Annotated in this window: 11 protein-coding genes; 5 read left to right on the top strand and 6 right to left on the bottom strand. The window is 73.0% G+C overall.

Annotated features, from left to right (window positions below; genetic code table 11):
* Positions 1-57: 57 nt before the first annotated feature.
* The 3 genes from ACZ2G1_RS05370 to ACZ2G1_RS05360 all read right to left on the bottom strand — a co-directional run bounded on the left by ACZ2G1_RS05370 (position 58) and on the right by ACZ2G1_RS05360 (position 4,847).
* Entirely contained in the window at positions 58-132 is a 75-nt protein-coding gene (locus ACZ2G1_RS05370) for a 50S ribosomal protein bL37 (protein WP_095343185.1), read from the bottom strand.
* Positions 133-268: 136 nt separating this feature from the next.
* Positions 269-868 carry a GDSL-type esterase/lipase family protein gene (locus ACZ2G1_RS05365; protein ID WP_031283102.1) on the bottom strand — a complete coding sequence of 200 codons (600 nt, stop codon included), beginning with the start codon at positions 866-868 and terminating at the stop codon, positions 269-271.
* 133 nt (positions 869-1,001) lie between these two features.
* On the bottom strand, positions 1,002-4,847 hold the full coding sequence (locus tag ACZ2G1_RS05360; protein ID WP_035927298.1) for a multifunctional oxoglutarate decarboxylase/oxoglutarate dehydrogenase thiamine pyrophosphate-binding subunit/dihydrolipoyllysine-residue succinyltransferase subunit: 3,846 nt from the start codon (positions 4,845-4,847) through the stop codon (positions 1,002-1,004).
* A gap of 270 nt (positions 4,848-5,117) precedes the next feature.
* Here ACZ2G1_RS05360 and guaB1 point away from each other — a divergent pair, with 270 nt between their 5' ends.
* The 3 genes from guaB1 (at position 5,118) to ACZ2G1_RS05345 (ending at position 9,210) form a co-directional block, all read left to right on the top strand.
* Positions 5,118-6,575: a GMP reductase gene (guaB1, locus tag ACZ2G1_RS05355; RefSeq protein ID WP_017833670.1), complete on the top strand. Its 1,458-nt coding sequence runs from the start codon at positions 5,118-5,120 to the stop codon at positions 6,573-6,575.
* Between the two features lie 194 nt (positions 6,576-6,769).
* On the top strand, positions 6,770-8,131 hold the full coding sequence (locus ACZ2G1_RS05350; RefSeq protein ID WP_017833671.1) for a hemolysin family protein: 1,362 nt from the start codon (positions 6,770-6,772) through the stop codon (positions 8,129-8,131).
* A complete protein-coding gene (locus ACZ2G1_RS05345; RefSeq protein WP_035927290.1) occupies positions 8,128-9,210 on the top strand; it encodes a hemolysin family protein in 1,083 nt (360 codons plus the stop codon). The genes ACZ2G1_RS05350 and ACZ2G1_RS05345 overlap by 4 nt, the downstream gene beginning before the upstream one ends.
* Positions 9,211-9,283: 73 nt before the next feature.
* Here ACZ2G1_RS05345 and ACZ2G1_RS05340 read toward each other — a convergent pair whose 3' ends face one another.
* Together ACZ2G1_RS05340 and ACZ2G1_RS05335 are read right to left on the bottom strand one after the other, a co-directional pair.
* A complete protein-coding gene (locus ACZ2G1_RS05340) occupies positions 9,284-10,240 on the bottom strand; it encodes a diacylglycerol kinase family protein (protein ID WP_126346251.1) in 957 nt (318 codons plus the stop codon).
* Positions 10,233-10,664: a Fur family transcriptional regulator gene (locus ACZ2G1_RS05335; protein ID WP_470377561.1), complete on the bottom strand. Its 432-nt coding sequence runs from the start codon at positions 10,662-10,664 to the stop codon at positions 10,233-10,235. The genes ACZ2G1_RS05340 and ACZ2G1_RS05335 overlap by 8 nt, the downstream gene beginning before the upstream one ends.
* A 103-nt stretch (positions 10,665-10,767) precedes the next feature.
* On the opposite strand from ACZ2G1_RS05335, the gene ACZ2G1_RS05330 reads away from it, so the two are divergent.
* Both ACZ2G1_RS05330 and ACZ2G1_RS05325 read left to right on the top strand, forming a co-directional pair.
* Positions 10,768-11,430 (top strand): MBL fold metallo-hydrolase, encoded by a 663-nt coding sequence (locus ACZ2G1_RS05330; protein ID WP_176337605.1) that lies wholly within the window; start codon positions 10,768-10,770, stop codon positions 11,428-11,430.
* A 57-nt stretch (positions 11,431-11,487) separates the two neighbouring features.
* On the top strand, positions 11,488-11,916 hold the full coding sequence (locus ACZ2G1_RS05325) for an HIT family protein (protein ID WP_017834401.1): 429 nt from the start codon (positions 11,488-11,490) through the stop codon (positions 11,914-11,916).
* Between the two features lie 12 nt (positions 11,917-11,928).
* On the opposite strand, the gene hrpA is transcribed toward ACZ2G1_RS05325, so the two are convergent.
* Positions 11,929-15,966: an ATP-dependent RNA helicase HrpA gene (gene hrpA, locus ACZ2G1_RS05320; RefSeq protein WP_470377560.1), complete on the bottom strand. Its 4,038-nt coding sequence runs from the start codon at positions 15,964-15,966 to the stop codon at positions 11,929-11,931.
* Between the last annotated feature and the right edge of the window lie 72 nt (positions 15,967-16,038).

Genomic DNA, 16,038 nt, shown 5'->3' with positions numbered 1-16,038 from the left:
CCGCGTCAGCGGTCCGGGGCCCTTCCGTCACGGCGTCGCCGGGGTCCGGGAAGGACCTCAGGCGTTGGGGCGCTTGCCGTGGTTGGCGCCGCCCTTGCGGCGGTCCTTGCGCTTGCGTCCGCGCTTGCTCATGCGAGCCTCCTGTCTGTCCGCGGTCGCCCGCGGTGGATCGTGGGTGTCGGCGTCCGTTCCCGCGTGGTCTGGTGATGTCAGCGGCGGCCGGACGAGGCACTGCCCGCCATTCTCTCACACGCGGGACGGGCGGGGCTCACCGGGGCTCGGGCAGGTCCAGCCAGTCGTACCAGCCGCGGTGCAGCACGAGCCACGCCATCAGCCCGTAGCCGGCCTGGCCGGGGTGTCCGTGGTTGGCCGCGAGGTCCTTGCGCCACTGCTCGTGGTGCTGCAGCGGGTTGAACGTGTCCACGTAGACGTGGTTGCGCCGGGTCGTGACGTCCGCGTAGGCGGCCGAGAGGTCCGCGATCCGGCGGTTGCGCTCGGCGTCCATCGTGGGCGGGGGGCCGACCACGAGGACCCGCACGTTGTGCTGGGAGGCGGTGTCGATGATGTTGGCCATGTTCAGCCGGGAGCGCGCGCTCGTGATGGACAGGTCGATGTCCAGGGTGGAGGGCGCGATGACCAGGCGGTTGTCGTGGCCGGGGGAGAAGCGGCGGGCCGCCTCCTCGAACCAGCGCTCGTTGAGCGACTCGCTGCCCTCGCCGGGCGCCGCCAGGTTGTAGGCGGACACGGGGGCCACGTGGTGCGGGGTCCGGGCCATGACCCGCCCGAACCAGCCGAGGCCCCGGGGGTCGCCCTCGCCGGCCAGCAGCTCGTCACCGACTGCGACAATTCTGATCCTTCGTTGCTCCACGTCGTTCTTTCTGGTCGGGGGTGCGGGATGTCGGGGGGACGAGCGGCGCCGGCCCGTGGGCACGGGCCGGCGCCGGACCCGCTGGGGACGTGCGGGAGGGCAGGGGCACGGGCCCCGCCCTCCCGGGACGGGCTCAGTCGCGCTCGAAGGCCGTCTGCACCAGGGTCTCGAGCTCGGCCGCGTGGCGCTTGGCCGAGCCGTTGGCCGGGGACGCGGACGCGGGGCGGGAGGCGAGCCGGACCGGCCGGTCGAGCTGCGGCAGGAGGTTGACCGCCATGAACGGCCAGGCGCCCTGGTTGGCGGGCTCGTCCTGCGCCCACGTGAGGCGGGCCTCGGGGTACTTGCCGAGCTCCTCCCGGATCTCCGCGAGGGGCAGCGGGTACAGCTGCTCCACGCGCACGATCGCCGTCCTCCGGTCCTTGCGCTCCTCGCGGGCCGCGGCGAGGTCGTAGTAGAGCCGGCCGGAGACCAGCACCACGTCGGTGACCTCGGCGGCCTCGAGCCCCGCCTGGTCGCCGATCACCGGGCGGAACGCGCCGGAGGTGAACTCCTCGATCGGGGAGGCCGCCGCCTTGAGGCGCAGCAGCTGCTTCGGCGTGGCCACCACCAGCGGCTTGCGCGGGCGGCTGTAGGCCTGCCGGCGCAGCAGGTGGAAGTGGTTCGACGGCGTCGAGGGGTTGGCCACGACCATGTTCTTCTCGGCGCACAGCGTCAGGAAGCGCTCGATCCGGGCCGAGGAGTGGTCCGGGCCCTGCCCCTCGAAGCCGTGCGGCAGGAGCATGACCAGCGACGAGCGCTGGCCCCACTTCTGCTCCGCGGAGGAGACGAACTCGTCCAGGATGATCTGGGCGCCGTTGACGAAGTCGCCGAACTGCGCCTCCCACACGGTCAGGGCGTCCGGGCGCTCCACGGAGTAGCCGTACTCGAAGCCCAGCACGCCGTACTCGGACAGCAGCGAGTTGTAGATCGCCAGCTGAGCCTGGTTCCCGGAGAGGTGGTTGAGCGGGGTCCACTCCGCGCCGGTGCCGGAGTCGTAGAACACGGCGTGGCGCTGAGTGAACGTGCCGCGCCGGACGTCCTGGCCGCTCATCCGGACCGGGATGCCCTCCATCATGAGGGAGCCGAAGGCCATGAGCTCGCCCATGCCCCAGTCCACGCCGCCCTCGCGGGTCATCGCCTCGCGGCGCTCGAGGAGCTTGCGCAGCTTCTTGTGCACGGCGAAGTCCTCGGGGACCTCCACATGCACCGCGCCGATCCGCTGGGCGGCCTCGGTCGAGATGGCCGTGGTGCGGGGGATCGAGACCCCGGAGTCCGCCTGCTGGGCGGAGGGCCGCTCGATGTTCGAGATCGCGGCGGAGTCCCCGGTGACCAGCGGGATGGAGGACGTCTGCGCCTCGTGCGTCTCGGCGAAGACCCGCTCCAGGCGCTCCTGGTAGTCCTTCAGCGCCCGGTCGGCCTCCTCCTGGGTGATGTCGCCGCGGCCCACGAGGTTCTCGGTGTAGATCTTGCGGGTCGAGCGCTTCTCCTCGATGAGGTTGTACATCAGCGGCTGGGTCATCGAGGGGTCGTCGCCCTCGTTGTGGCCGCGGCGCCGGTAGCACACGAGGTCGATGATGACGTCCTTGTGGAACGTCTGCCGGTACGCGAACGCCATCTGGCCCACGTGCGTGACGGCCTCGGGGTCGTCGGCGTTGACGTGGAAGATCGGCGCCTGGAGTCCCTTGGCGATGTCCGTCGCGTAGGTGGTGGACCGGGCCGCGGCGGGCGCGGTGGTGAAGCCCACCTGGTTGTTCACGACCACGTGGACGGTGCCGCCCACGGTGTAGCCGGGCAGCAGCGCCATCTGCAGGACCTCGGCCACCACGCCCTGGCCCGCGAAGGCCGCGTCGCCGTGCACCTGGATCGGCAGCACCGGGAACGTCCCGTCGCCCTCGGGCCCGGCGCCCAGGACGTCCGTCTTGGCCCGGGCGATGCCCTCGATGACCGGGTCGGCGGCCTCGAGGTGGGACGGGTTCGCGGCGAGGTAGACCTGGGTCTCGTTGCCGTTGTCGGAGGTGAAGGAGCCCTCCGTGCCGAGGTGGTACTTCACGTCGCCGGAGCCCTCGGTGGTGCGCGGGTCCTGGCTGCCCTCGAACTCGCGGAAGACCTGGGCGTAGGACTTGCCGGCGATGTTGGTGAGCACGTTGAGCCGGCCGCGGTGGGCCATGGCGATGCCGACGCCCGCGAGCCCGGCGTCGGCGGCGTCGGAGATGATCTCGTCCAGCAGCGGGATCAGGGACTCGCCGCCCTCGAGGGAGAAGCGCTTCTGACCGACGTACTTGGTCTGCAGGAACGTCTCGAACGCCTCGGCGGCGTTGAGCCGGCCCAGGATGCGGAACTGCTCCTCGCGGCTGGGCTTCTGGTAACCGTGCTCGAGCTGGTCCTGGAACCACTCGCGCTCCTCCGGCTCCTGCAGGTGCATGTACTCCACGCCGAGGGTGCGGCAGTAGGCGTCCCGCAGCCGGCCCAGGATGGTGCGCAGGCTGAGCACGTCCGCGCCGCCGAAGCCGCCGGTGGGCCACTCGCGCTCCAGGTCCCACAGGGACAGCCCGTAGGTGCGGATGTCGAGGTCCGGGTGCTTGCGCATCACGTACTCGAGCGGGTTGGTGTCGGCCATGAGGTGGCCGCGGACCCGGTACGCGTGGATGAGCTGCTGGATCCGGGCGACCTTGTTGACCTGGATCTCCGGGTTGACCTGGTTGTCCACGGCCCAGCGCACGGGCTCGTAGGGGATCCGCAGGGCCTCGAAGATCTCGTCGTAGAAGTCGTCCCCGCCCAGCAGGTAGGACTCGATGAGGCGCAGGAACTCGCCGGAGCCCGCGCCCTGGATGACGCGGTGGTCGTAGGTCGAGGTCAGGGTGATGATCTTCGAGACCGCGTGCCGCGCGATGGTCTTGGGGGAGGAGCCCCGGTACTCGGCGGGGTGGTCGAGCGCGCCCACGCCGACGATGCACGCCTGGCCCTTGGACAGCCGCGGCACGGAGTGCACGGTGCCGATGCCGCCCGGGTTGGTCAGGGACACCGTGGTGCCCTGGTAGTCCTCCATGGTCAGCTCGTTGGCGCGCGCGCGGCGGACGACGTCCTCGTACGCGTTCCAGAACTGCATGAAGGACATGGCCTCGGCGCCCTTGATGTTCGGCACCACGAGGTTGCGGGAGCCGTCCTTGTTCGGGATGTCGATGGCGATGCCGAAGTTGACGTGGGCGGGGTGCACCGCCACGGGCTTGCCGTCCTGCTCGTCGTAGACGACGTTCTGGGACGGGTAGTTGGCCAGCGCCTTGATCACGGCGTAGCCGATCAGGTGCGTGAAGGACACCTTGCCGCCGCGGTTGCGGGAGAGGTGGCTGTTGATCACGATCCGGTTGTCGATCAGCAGCTTCGCCGGGACGGCGCGGACCGTGGTGGCGGTGGGGACGGTGAGGGACGCGTCCATGTTGGCGGCCACGGCCTTCGCCGGACCGCGCAGCTTGACGACCTTGTCCTCGGCCGGCGCGTCGTGGTTGGGCGCCGTGGCGCGGGCGCGGGCGGGCTGGGCCGGAATGGGCTTCTTGGCGTCCGAGGCCTCGGTCTCGCCCTGGTCGGTCTCGGGCCGGCCCTCGGCCTTGGCACCGGACCTGGTGGGCGCGGGCGGCGTGGCGGGCTTCGCCGCCGGGGCGGGGGAGGTGCGAGCGGCGGTGCGCTGGGCCGCGGGCGGCCGGGGGGCGGCGGCGGCCTTGGGCTGCGCGGGGGCGGCCGCCGGGGCCGCCTTCGGCGCCGGCGCCTGCGCGGCGCCCGCCGGCTCCGCGGCGGTGCTGCTGTCCGCGCTCATCGACTCGAAGATCGGCCACCACTTCTCGTCCACCGAGTTCTTGTCCGTCCGGTACTTCTCGAACAGTTCGTCGACGAGCCACTCGTTACCTGCGAATTCTTCAGGGATGGGGTGCTGTGGCTGATGTGGCACGGGAAATACGCCTCTTCCATGGTTGATCGCGTGGAGGCCGTCTGCCCGGTCTCCACAGTGTCGGTCCCGGCAGCGTCCGGACCCGCCGCCGGTGTTCCTCGCCGGCCGTCTCCCGTGACAGCCGGCGGCGTCCGCCTCCGGAACCTGCCGGACGGTCGTCGACCGGGCGCGGCCGTACCTCCGGCGAGTCTAGTGATCCGCGCGGCGGCATGGCTAGTCCGCGGCCCCGCCCCGGCGCGCGTGTCGCGGGCCCCGGCTAGACTGGCGCGCGTGCGATTTCTCAACACCCCCACGTCCGACCTGACCTACAGCGACGTCTTCCTCGTCCCCTCGAGCTCCCGGGTCACCTCCCGGTTCGACGTCGACCTCACCCCGCGCGACGGCACGGGCGCCACCGTGCCGCTGGTGGCCGCGAACATGACCGCCGTGACCGGGCGCCGGATGGTCGAGACGCTGGCCCGCCGCGGCGGTCTGGGCATCCTGCCGCAGGACATCCCGCTGGACGTCATCGCGGACGTCACGTCCTGGGTCAAGGAGCGCTCGCCGCGCTTCGAGACCCCCGTGGTCCTCGGGGACGAGGACACCGTCCACGACGCCCTGGGCATCATGCACAAGCGGCCCCACGGCGCCGTGGTGGTGTGCGGTCCGGGGCGGGCCTACCGCGGGGTGGTGCTCGCGGCCGACTGCGCCGAGGTGGACCGCTTCACCCAGCTCGGCTCGATCATGCGCACCGACGCCCCGGTGTTCACCCTGGCGGAGGTCCGGGCCGGGTCCGGCGACGACGTCCTCGCCGCCGCCTACGACCGGCTCGCGCAGACCCGCGCCCACGTGGCGCCGGTGCTCGACGGCGACACGGTGGTGGGCGTGCTGACCCGCAAGGGCACGGTCCGCTCCACGATCTACACCCCCGCCCTGGACGGCGCGGGCCGGCTCCGGGTGGGCGCCGCCGTGGGCATCAACGGGGACGTCCGGGGCAAGGCCCGGGCGCTGCTCGACGCCGGCGTGGACGTGCTCGTGGTGGACACCGCCCACGGCCACCAGCGCAAGATGGTGGAGGCCCTCGAGCTGGTCCGCGCGGCGGCCCCCGACGTGCCCGTCGTGGCGGGCAACGTGGTCACCGCCGACGGCGTCCAGGACCTCGTCGACGCCGGCGCGGACATCGTGAAGGTCGGCGTGGGCCCCGGTGCGATGTGCACCACCCGGATGATGACCGCCGTGGGCCGGCCCCAGTTCTCCGCCGTGCTCGAGTGCGCCGAGGCCGCCGCCGGGCTGGGCCGGCACGTCTGGGCGGACGGCGGCGTGAAGCACCCCCGGGACGTCGCCCTCGCCCTGGCGGCGGGGGCCAGCCAGGTCATGGTGGGCTCCTGGTTCGCCGGCACCCACGAGGGCCCGGGCGAGCTGAACGTGGACGCCGACGGCCGCATGTACAAGGAGAGCTTCGGCATGGCCTCGACCCGCGCCGTGCGCGAGCGCACCCGCGGCGAGGGCGCCTTCGCCCGCGCCCGCAAGGGGCTCTTCGAGGAGGGCATCTCCAGCTCCAAGATGTACCTCGACCCCGAGCGCCCCGGCGTGGAGGACCTCGTGGACCAGATCACCGCGGGCGTGCGCAGCTCCATGACCTACGCGGGCGCCACGACCCTCGAGCAGTTCGCGGCCCGGGCCGTGGTCGGCATCCAGTCCGCGTCCGGCTACGAGGAGGGCAGGGCGCGCCCCGTCAGCTGGTCCTGAACCGGCGCCGGAGGGCTCCCGCTCCGGTACCCTGGAGCTCTCATGGACTCGTTCAGTAGTTGCCGGCCCGGCCGCGGCGCCCCCCGCCGCGGCCCCCGAGCCGGCTCGCCCACCGTCCCCCGCTCCGCCCCCGGCCGCCCGGCCGCCGACCGCCCCGTCCCCGCCCGGCGGGCCGCCGCGGGAGGCCGCTCCTGATGGAATGGCTGCTCCTGGCGGCGGGTCTGCTCCTCATCCTCGGCACGGGCTTCTTCGTGGCCGTGGAGTTCTCCCTCGTGGCCCTCGACCAGACCACGGTGCGCCGGGCGATCGCAGAGGGCGACCGCGCGGCGGAACCGCTGCTGAAGTGCCTCAAGTCCCTGTCCACGCAGCTCTCCAGCTGCCAGCTGGGGATCACGCTGACCACACTTCTCACCGGCTACACCCTGGACCTGGCGCTCCAGTCCTTCCTGCGGGAACCGATCGCCGAGCTCACCGGTCTGTCCGTGGCGGCCGCCGGGGGAGCGACCCTGGCACTGTCGATGCTCATCTCCACGCTGCTGTCCATGCTGCTGGGCGAGCTCGTGCCCAAGAACTGGGCCATCGCGGAGGCGTTCCGGGTGGGGCGGCTGGTCGCCCGTCCCCAGCTCGTGTTCACCGCGGTGTTCAAGCCGTTCGTCGTCACCCTCAACGGCGTGGCCAACCGGGTCCTGCACCTGTTCGGGATGGAGGCCAAGGAGGAGCTCTCGGGCGCGCGCTCGCCGGAGGAGCTGTCCTCGATGGTCCGCCGCTCCGCGAAGATGGGCACCCTGGACGCCGGCACCGCCGCGTTCGTCGCGAAGACCCTCACCTTCGCCGAGCGCACGGCCGCGGACGTCATGACGCCCCGGATCCGCGTGCAGATGCTCGACTCCCACGAGTCCGTCGCGGACGTCGTGGCCGTCGCCTCCCGCACCGGGCACTCCCGGTTCCCCGTGATGGACGACTCCCCGGACGACGTCCGCGGGGTGGTCCACGTCAAGAAGGCCGTGGCCGTGCCGTCGGAGCGCCGCGCCGCCCTCGAGTGCGGGGCGATCATGGAGGACGTCCTGCGCGTGCCCGAGACCGTCCACCTCGACTCCCTGCTCGTGCAGCTGCGCTCCGGCGGGCTCCAGATGGCCGTCGTCGTCGACGAGTGGGGCGGCACCGCCGGCGTCGTGACCCTCGAGGACCTCGTGGAGGAGGTGGTCGGGGAGGTCTCCGACGAGCACGACCGGCTCAGCCTCGGCGCCCTGCAGTCCGCGGCGGGCGAGTGGTACTTCCCCGGGCTGATGCGCCCCGACGAGGTCTCCGAGCAGATCACCGAGCTCGACATCGAGGACGGTCCCGCCTACGAGACCATGGGCGGGTTCATGATGGACCGGCTCGGGCAGGTCCCGAAGCCCGGGGACGTGGTCCCCGTCCAGGGCGGCGTGCTCGAGGTCGCCCGGATGGAGGGGCGCCGCGTGGACCGCATCCGGTTCGTCCCCGCACCGGCCGAGCCCGAGGACGCCCCCGCAGGGGCCCGCGAGAGCGGCGCCCGAGAGGAGGACGCACGATGAGCGACTGGGCAGGCCTCGCGTGGCTCGTGGTGCTCCTGGCGGGCAACGCCTTCTTCGTGGGCGGCGAGTTCGCCGTCATGTCCGCGCGGCGCAGCCAGATCGAGCCGCTGGCCGAGGAGGGCAACAAGCGGGCCCGGACCGCGCTGTACGCGATGGAGCACGTGTCCCTCATGCTGGCCTGCTGCCAGCTGGGCATCACCGTGTGCTCGCTGCTGATCCTCAACATCTCCGAGCCGGCGCTGCACCACATCGTCTCCGGCCCGCTGGTCCACCTGGGCGTGCCGGCCGAGGTCGCCGACGTCAGCGGGTTCCTCACGGCCCTGCTCGTGGTCACCTTCCTGCACGTGGTGTTCGGCGAGATGGTGCCGAAGAACATGTCGGTGTCCGCCGCGGACCGCGCCGTGCTGCTGCTGGCGCCCCCGCTCGTGCTCGTCTCCCGCATGGTCAAGCCGGTGATCGCCACGCTGAACTGGACGGCGAACCACGTCCTGAAGCTCATGGGCATCGAGCCGAAGGACGAGGTGTCCTCGACCTTCACCCTGGACGAGCTCCAGTCCATCGTGGCGGAGTCCACGAAGGAGGGCACGGTGGCGGACCAGACGGGCCTGCTCTCCGGCGCGCTCGAGTTCTCGTCCAAGCGCACCGCCGACGTGATGGTGCCGCTGCACCAGCTCGTCACGCTGCCCGAGGACGCCTCCGCGGCGGACGTCGAGAAGGCGGTGGCCCGCACGGGCTTCTCCCGCTTCGCCCTCACGGAGGACGACGGCGAGCTCAACGGCTACCTGCACATCAAGGACGTGCTCTCGATCCCGGAGAGCCGCTACAACGAGCCGGTGCCGGTGACCCGGGTGCGCTCGCTGGCGAACCTGCGTCCCGGCATCGAGATCGACGACGCGCTGGCGGCGATGCAGCGCACGGGCTCGCACCTGGCGCGCGTGGTCGACGCCGGCGGGCAGACCCTGGGCGTGCTGTTCCTCGAGGACGTCATCGAGGAGCTGGTGGGCGAGATCCGGGACACCACCCAGGACCGGCGGCAGCGCCGCGGGGACCGGGTGGACACCTCGGAGCCGCCGCGCTGAACGGCCGGCGCCCGCCGCGGGGACTCCCGCGGCGGGCGGCGCCGGGCGCCCGGCGCCGCGACCGGGCCCCGGCTCAGGCCAGGACGCGGACCGCCGCGGGGAGCACGTCCACGCGCACGGGCAGCGGGCCGAGGCGCTCCCCGTCCGCGTAGACGGTGACGTCCGGGGCGTCCACGGCCACGGCGCGGACCCGTTCGATCCGCACGCTCTCCAGCGCCACGTGGCGGCCCGAGAACAGCCGGGGGAACAGGAGCAGGAACCGGGCCCGGCCCAGGGGCGCCACGGTGAACAGCTCCAGCAGCCCGTCGTCCGCCCGGGCGTCGGGCACGATCCGCAGGCCGCCCCCGATCGACGACGTGTTGGCGACGTTCAGCAGGACCCCGTCCCGGCGCTCCGTGCGGCGCCGGCCGCCGGCGTCCTCGATCTCGAGCCGGTAGTGGACGGTGCGCAGCCGCGCGATCTCCACCAGGACGGCCAGCAGGTAGCGGGAGGAGCCGGCCGGGCGCAGCCACCGGTTGGCCCGCTCGTTGACCACGGCGTCGAAGCCCGCGCACAGGGCGGTCGCGAAGCAGGACGTGCGGCCGTCCGCGAAGCGCACCCGGCCCACGTCGAGGCGGCGGTCCCGGGGGTCGTCGAGCCGGCGCAGGATCCGCCCGGCCGCGGCCACCGGGTCCCGGAGCGGCACGCGCAGGTGGCGGGCCAGGTCGTTGCCGGTCCCGCACGGCACCACGCCCAGCGGGACGTCGACGCCCTGCGCGGCGAGCTCCACGAGCACACCGAGGCCGGCCTGCACCATCCCGTCCCCGCCCACGACCACGAGCGCCCGGGTGGTGAGGGCGTGCGCCCGCAGCCGGTCGCGCACCAGCCCCACCAGGGTGCCGAGGTCCGCGGCGGAGAGCACCACGGCCTCGTCACCGCCGGTCCGCAGGAGCTCCGCGGCCCGGTGGGCGTCCTCGAGGGCCCGGCCGCGGCCGGCGCACGGGTTGACCGCCAGGACGAAGACGCCGCGGGACGGGCCCGGCTCAGCCATTGGCCCGCCGCGCCGCGCAGGCGGCGCACAGGCCGGTGATCTCGACCGTGTGGTCCACCTCGGTGAAGCCGTGGGCGGCGGCGGTGCGCCCGGCCCACTCCTCGACCGCGGGGGCCTCGAGCTCCACGGCGGCGCCGCAGCGGCGGCACACCAGGTGATGGTGGTGGTGCTCGGCGGCGCAGCGGCGGTAGATCGCCTCGCCGTCGTCGCTGCGCAGGACGTCCAGCTCGCCGAGCTCGGACATCGACTGCAGGATCCGGTAGGTCGTGGCCAGGGAGACGGAGTCGCCGCGCTCCCGCAGCAGGGCGTGCAGGTCCTGCGTGGAGATGAAGTCCTCCAAGGACGCGAGCGCCCGCGCGACGGCGCGGCGCTGCCGGGTGTTGCGGACCTCCCCGGCGCTCCCCCCGCTGGTTCTCACGCTCACGCCTCGTCCTCTCGTCGCTGGTGCCCGGGCCGGGCACCAGCTTAACAAGGACCGCGCGGAACGTGCCCCGCCGGCCGGTGGGACCCGGGGTTAGGGTGGGCCCATGGAGCTCATCAAGTACACCCACTCGTGCGTGCGGCTCGAGAACGCGGGCAGGGTCCTGGTGATCGACCCGGGCAAGTTCTCCGGACGGGAGGAGCTGGCGGAGGCCCTCGACGGGGCCGACGTCCTGCTCGTCACGCACGAGCACCCGGACCACCTCGACCCCGAGCCGGTGCACGCGCACCTCCGGGCGCACCCGGAGGTGCAGGTGTACGCCCCGGCCCCGGTGGCCGCGGGGCTCCGGGAGGCCCTGGGGGAGGGCCACGCGATCCACGACGCCGAGCCCGAGACCGTGCTGGAGCTCGAGGGCTTCACCGTGCGGACGTTCGGCGGCCAGCACGCGCTGATCCACACGCTCATCCGCACCGTGGACAACATCGGCTACCTGGTCGAGGACACGGTCTACCACCCCGGCGACTCGCTGGTGGTCCCGCACGGGCTCTCCGCCCCCGTGCTGCTGGCGCCGATCCACGCGCCGTGGAACAAGCTGGCGGAGGTCGTCGACTTCGTGGTGTCCGTGCGCCCCGAGCGGGTCTTCCAGATCCACGACGGCCTGCTCTCCGACAACGGCCTCGGCGTGATCGAGGGCCAGCTCACCTCGTTCGCCGCCAAGTACGGGGCCGAGTACCGCCACCTCGCCGTCGGCGAGCGCGTCGCCCTGTAGCCGCGGGACCGCCCGGCCCGCCGACCGCACCCGACCCACCACCGAAAGGGAGCACCTGTGAGCACCGTCTTCACGAAGATCATCGAGGGGGAGATCCCCGGCCGTTTCGTCTGGCAGGACGAGCGCTGCGTCGGCTTCCTGTCGATCGACCCGCTCGCGCAGGGCCACACGCTCGTGGTCCCGCGCGAGGAGCACGACCACTGGGTCGACCTGCCGGAGGACCTGGCGGCGCACCTGATGGTGGTCTCTCAGCGCATCGGGCGGGCCATCGACGCCGTCTGGCGGCCGGCGCGGGTGGGCCAGATGATCCAGGGCTTCGAGGTCCCGCACACCCACGTGCACGTGTGGCCGGCGGAGACGGTCGAGCAGTTCCAGTTCGTCAACGTGCTCCGCGACCCGGACCCCGCCTGGATGGACGAGGCCGCGGAGCGGATCCGGGCCGCCCTCGTCGAGGCCGGGCACGGGTCCGCCGTGCCGCAGGCCTGACCGGCCGCCGGGTCAGGCCCGGGCGGCCCCGAGGGCGTCCTTGAGGGCCTTGCGGATCCGCTTCTCCGAGACGGTGTGGGCGGTGCCCAGCTCCTGGGCGAACAGCGAGACCCGCAGCTCCTCGATCATCCAGGCCACCCGGCGCAGCTCGTCCGGGACCGGGGCGTGCGTCGGCAGGGCGTCCAGCGCGGCGTCGTAGTCGTCCTCGAGCTTCTGCACGGCGAGCATCCCGACCGTGTCCCGCTGCAGGTGGCCGGCGAGCTTCTCGAGCCGCACCTCCATCGCCCGCACGTAGCGGGGCAGGTGCTGGAGCTGGTCGTAGCCGGTGGCGGCGACGAAGCCCGGGTGCACGAGGTGCTCGAGCTGGGCCTTGACGTCGTTGAGCGAGTTCACCGCGGCGAGCGAGGACGACCGCTTGAGCTGCTTGCGGATCCGGGCGGCTCCGGAGAGCACCTGCTCCACGAGCGCGGTGACCTGGAAGACGGTGTCGATGAGCTCGGCCCGCACGTGCTCGTGCAGCGCGTCGAACTCCGCTTGGGTGAAGGGGGGCTCGGGCGGCGTGAGCTTGTCGATGGCCGCGACCGTGCAGTCCGCGATGAGCTCGGTCACCGACCCGTGCGGGTTCTGCGTGAAGACCAGCTTCTCCCGGTTGTTGAGGTGCTCCAGCACGTACCGCTCGGGGGAGGGGATGCGCAACTGCAGCAGCGTGATCACCCCGCGGCGCTGGGCGGCCCGCTGCTCGGCGGCGGAGGACAGGATGCGCACGGCCACCGTGGCCTCCCGGCCGGCGGGCCGGCTCCCCGCGGCCCGGGGACGCTCGGGGACGAGCGCCGGCCACCCGGTGATCCGCTGGCCCGCCACCGTCGTCTCCACGCTGCGCGGCAGGTCCTCCTCGGGCCACGCCGTCAGCCCCGAGCGCTCGAGCGCCGGCGGGGCCGGCGCCGCGTCCGGGGGCCGGGGCGCGGGGGCGCGCGGGCCGTTCCGGGCGGGGCCGCCGGCCGGGGCGCCGGGGGCCGCGCCGGGCACCGCGCCCAGGGACTCGGCCAGGGCGGCACGGATCTCGTCGTGCAGCTCCGACCGGAGCGCCTCGAGGTCCTCGCCCTCGCCCAGCACCCGGTTGCGGCGGTCCCGCACCTCGAAGCGCATCCGCAGGTGGGCCGGGACGGCCTCCCAGTTCCAGGAGCCCGGCGGGACCACGTGGCCCTTGAGCCGGCGCAGGACCAGCTCCAGGGACGGCTCGAGGGCGTCGACGGCGGGGTCGAAGTCGGCGTCGAGCATCGCCACCGCCTGGCGGGCGACGTCGGGGGCGGGCACGAAGTTGCGGCGCACGGCCTTCGGCAGGGACTTGATGAGCGCGGTGACGAGCTCGGTGCGGAACCCGGGGATCTGCCACCGGAACTGCTCGGGGTCCAGCTGGTTGAGGAACAGCACGGGCACGCGCACGGTCACGCCGTCCGCCTGGTCGGAGCCCGGGGCGAACTCGTAGGCGAGGTCCAGCACCAGCTCCCCGTCCCGGGTGCGCCGGACCCACTGGCGCGGGTAGAGCGACTCGTCGTAGCCGCCGGCCTCCTCGGCGATCAGGTCCTCGGGGTCCAGGTCCAGGAGGTGCTCGTCCTGCTGGCGGGCCTTCTTCCACCACGCGTCGAAGTGCCGTGCCGAGACCACGGACTCGGGGATCCGGGCGTCGTAGAACGCGAACAGGGCCTCGTCGTCGATCCGCAGGTCCTTGCGGCGCAGCCGGTTCTCGAGCTCCTCGACCTCGGCCAGGCGCTTGCGGTTGCGCGCCCAGAACCGGTGCCGGGTCTGCCAGTCGCCCTCCACGAGGGCGTGGCGGAGGAACAGCTCCCGCGCCAGGGCGGGGTCCACCCGCCAGAAGTTGATCCGGCGCTGGGCCACGACGGGCACGCCGTAGAGGGTGACCTTCTCGTAGGCCATCACGGATCCCTGCGCGCGGGACCAGTGGGGCTCCGAGACGCTGCGCTTGACCAGGTGCGGGGCCAGCTCCTCGGCCCACAGCGGGTCGATCGCGGCGTTGACGCGGGCCCACAGCCGGGAGGTCTCCACGAGCTCGGCGGACATGACCCAGTCGGGGGACTTCTTGAACAGGTTGGAGCCCGGGAAGACGGCGAACCGCGAGCCGCGGGCGCCCTGGTACTCCCGCTTGCGCTCGTCCTTGAGCCCGATGTGGCTGAGCAGCCCCGCCAGCAGCGAGACGTGGATCTCCCGCTCCTTCCCGGAGGGGTCCACCTCGCGGCCCTTGCCGACCCGGATGCCGACCTGCTGGCCCATCTGGCGCAGCTGGGCGTAGAGGTCCTGCCACTCCCGGATGCGCAGGAAGTTCAGGTGCTCCCGCCGGCACAGCTTCCGGAACTGCGTCGAGGAGAGCTCCTCCTGCTGCTCCTGCACGTAGCGCCACAGCAGCAGCCAGCTCGTGAAGTCGGAGTTCTCGTCGAAGAACCGCTTGTGCAGCTCGTCCGCCTGCTGCCGCTTCTCCAGGGGGCGCTCGCGGGGGTCCTGGACGGTCAGCGCCGCCGCGAGGACCATGACCTCCCGGGCGCAGCCCCGCCGGTCCGCCTCCACGATCATCCGGCCCAGCCGCGGGTCCACCGGCAGCTGCGCCAGCTGGCGGCCCACCGGGGTGAGGGGCCCGCCGCGGGCGTCGTCGTCCCGCCCGCCCCGCGGGGACGCGCCCCGCGGCTCCTTGAGGGCGCCCAGCTCCCGGAGCAGGGCCACGCCGTCCTTGACGGCCCGGGACTCCGGCGGCTCCACGAAGGGGAAGCGCTCGATGTCCCCGGGCTCCTTGACGACCCCCACCGAGGTCATCTGCAGGATCACGGCCGCCAGGGACGTGCGCAGGATCTCGGGGTCGGTGAACTCCGGGCGGGAGAGGTAGTCCTCCTCCGAGTACAGCCGGATGCAGATGCCGTCCGAGACGCGCCCGCAGCGTCCCGCCCGCTGGTTCGCCGAGGCCTGGGAGATCCGCTCGATCGGGAGGCGCTGCACCTTGGTCCGCGCCGAGTAGCGCGAGATGCGGGCCGTGCCCGGGTCGATCACGTACTTGATGCCGGGGACGGTCAGCGACGTCTCGGCCACGTTGGTGGCCAGCACGATCCGGCGGCGGCCCGACGGCGCGAACACCCGGTGCTGCTCCGCCATGGACAGCCGGCCGAACAGGGGCAGGATCTCGGCGTCGGCCAGGCCCCGGACCCGTTTCAGGGTGCCCTGCAGCGCCTCCTGGGCGTCGCGGATCTCCCGCTCGCCGGCGAAGAAGATCAGGATGTCCCCGGGCGGCTCCGCGGAGAGCTCCTCGACGGCGTCGCACACGGCGTCGATCGGGTCCCGGTCCTCGTCCTCCAGCCCGTCGCCGGCGTCCTCGGCGTCCTGGCCGCCGTCCCCGGAGCGCGGCTGGGCCAGCGGGCGCCAGCGGATCTCCACCGGGTACGTGCGGCCCGAGACCTCGATGACGGGGGCCCGTCCCGGCTCGTCGCCCTCGGTCTCCTCCGGAGCGAAGTGCCGGGCGAAGCGCTCGGGGTCGATCGTGGCCGAGGTGATGATCACCTTGAGGTCGGGGCGCCGGGGCAGGATCCGCCGGAGGTAGCCCAGCAGGAAGTCGATGTTGAGGGAGCGCTCGTGGGCCTCGTCGATGATGATCGCCGAGTACTTCTGCAGCAGGCGGTCGTGCTGGATCTCGGCGAGCAGGATGCCGTCCGTCATCAGCTTGACCCGTGAGTCCGCGCCCACCTCGGAGGTGAAGCGCACCTGGTAGCCGACCGTGCCGCCGATCTTCTCGCCGAGCTCCGAGGAGATCCGCTCCGCGACCGAGCGCGCGGCGATCCGCCGCGGCTGGGTGTGGCCGATCAGGCCGCGCTCGCCCAGGCCGAGCTCGAGGCACATCTTGGGGATCTGGGTCGTCTTGCCGGACCCGGTCTCGCCGGCGATCACGACCACCTGGTGCGCGGCGATCGCGCCCATGATGTCCTCGCGGCGCGCGGAGACCGGGAGGTTCTCGGGGTAGACGATGGTTCGGGGGCTGCTCAGGGATGCTGACATGACCTCCCGATCCTACCGGGGACGCGGGCCGCGGAGGGCCCGGTCCCGGTGGACGATCGGGCACCGCCGACA

It is taken from the genome of Kocuria sp. KKT182 (assembly GCF_055635395.1).
This window is presented reverse-complemented; position numbering and strand designations above follow the sequence as displayed.